Source organism: Pseudorhodobacter sp. E13 (genome assembly GCF_003991405.1).
Taxonomy (GTDB): Bacteria; Pseudomonadota; Alphaproteobacteria; order Rhodobacterales; family Rhodobacteraceae; genus Pseudorhodobacter.
On the sequence record NZ_RPEN01000098.1, the window covers coordinates 1 to 1,168 of the forward strand.

The 1,168-nt window shown below is 63.4% G+C and carries 1 protein-coding gene; it reads left to right on the top strand.

The features are described 5' to 3' along the window. The first annotated feature begins 56 nt into the window (after nt 1–56). The gene (locus tag EGN72_RS00265; RefSeq protein WP_127044679.1) at nt 57–1,148 is read left to right on the top strand and encodes an IS630 family transposase; all 1,092 of its coding nucleotides are present in this window, start codon (nt 57–59) and stop codon (nt 1,146–1,148) included. Nucleotides 1,149–1,168 lie beyond the last annotated feature (20 nt).

The following is a 1,168-nucleotide window of genomic DNA, read 5'->3' on the forward strand; positions in this document are numbered from 1 at the left end:
TGTTAGCCGCCTGACGGAAGATTCCCAACCGTGAACAGGTGTGTCACAATCGGGGCATGAGACGCAATGACATCTGCCTTTACCTCGGCCCCGCTGACCGTGCGCAACTCGTATCTCTGTGCGCCAATCGCAACACGCCGCGCAAGGTGGTCTGGCGTGCGGAGATCGTGCTGGCAACGGCGGATGGTTGCGGCACCAGCGAGATCATGCGGCGCGCCATGACGTCGAAGCCGACGGTCTGGCGCTGGCAGGCGCGGTATCTCGACGAAGGCGTCGATGGCCTGAAGCGCGACAAGACCCGGCCCTCGCGGGTGCCGCCGCTGCCGCGAGAGACACGCCTGAAGGTGATCGCGAAGACGGTGAAGGAGACGCCGCCTGATGCCACCCACTGGAGCCGGTCGACCATGGCCGAGGCGGTGGGCATCTCGCCGTCGAGCGTCGGTCGCATCTGGGCGGAAGCCGGTCTGAAACCGCATCTGACCAAGGGGTTCAAGGTGTCGAACGACCCGATGTTCGAGGAGAAGGTCACCGAGATCGTCGGCCTCTACCTCGATCCGCCGGACCGGGCGGTGGTGCTCTGCGTCGACGAGAAGTCGCAGATCCAGGCGCTCGACCGGACACAGCCCGGGCTGCCGCTGAAGAAGGGCCGCGCCGCCACCATGACCCACGATTACAAGCGGAACGGCACGACGACGCTGTTTGCCGCGCTCGATGTGAAGTCGGGCATGGTCATTGGCGAATGCATGCCGCGCCACCGGGCGAAGGAGTTCCTCGCATTCCTGCGCCGCATCGACCGCGCCGTCCTGAAGCCGCGCGACGTGCATCTGGTCCTCGACAACTATGCGACCCACAAGACGCTCGAGGTGCAGGACTGGCTCACGAAGCACCCTCGGTTCAAGCTGCATTTCACTCCCACCAGCGCGTCGTGGTTGAACATGGTCGAACGCTTCTTCGCCGAGATCACCAACCGCCGCATTCGCCGGGGTAGCTACGACAGCGTTGATGAGCTGGAGGAGGCGATCTACGACTACCTGCTGCTTCACAACAGGAAACCGAAGCCCTTCGTCTGGACAAAGTCGGCGCAAGACATCCTTACCCGCGAACGCCGCGCGCTGGACAAACTCGATGAAATTCGCGGAAATCGGTAACAAGCGTCAGACTCAGAACA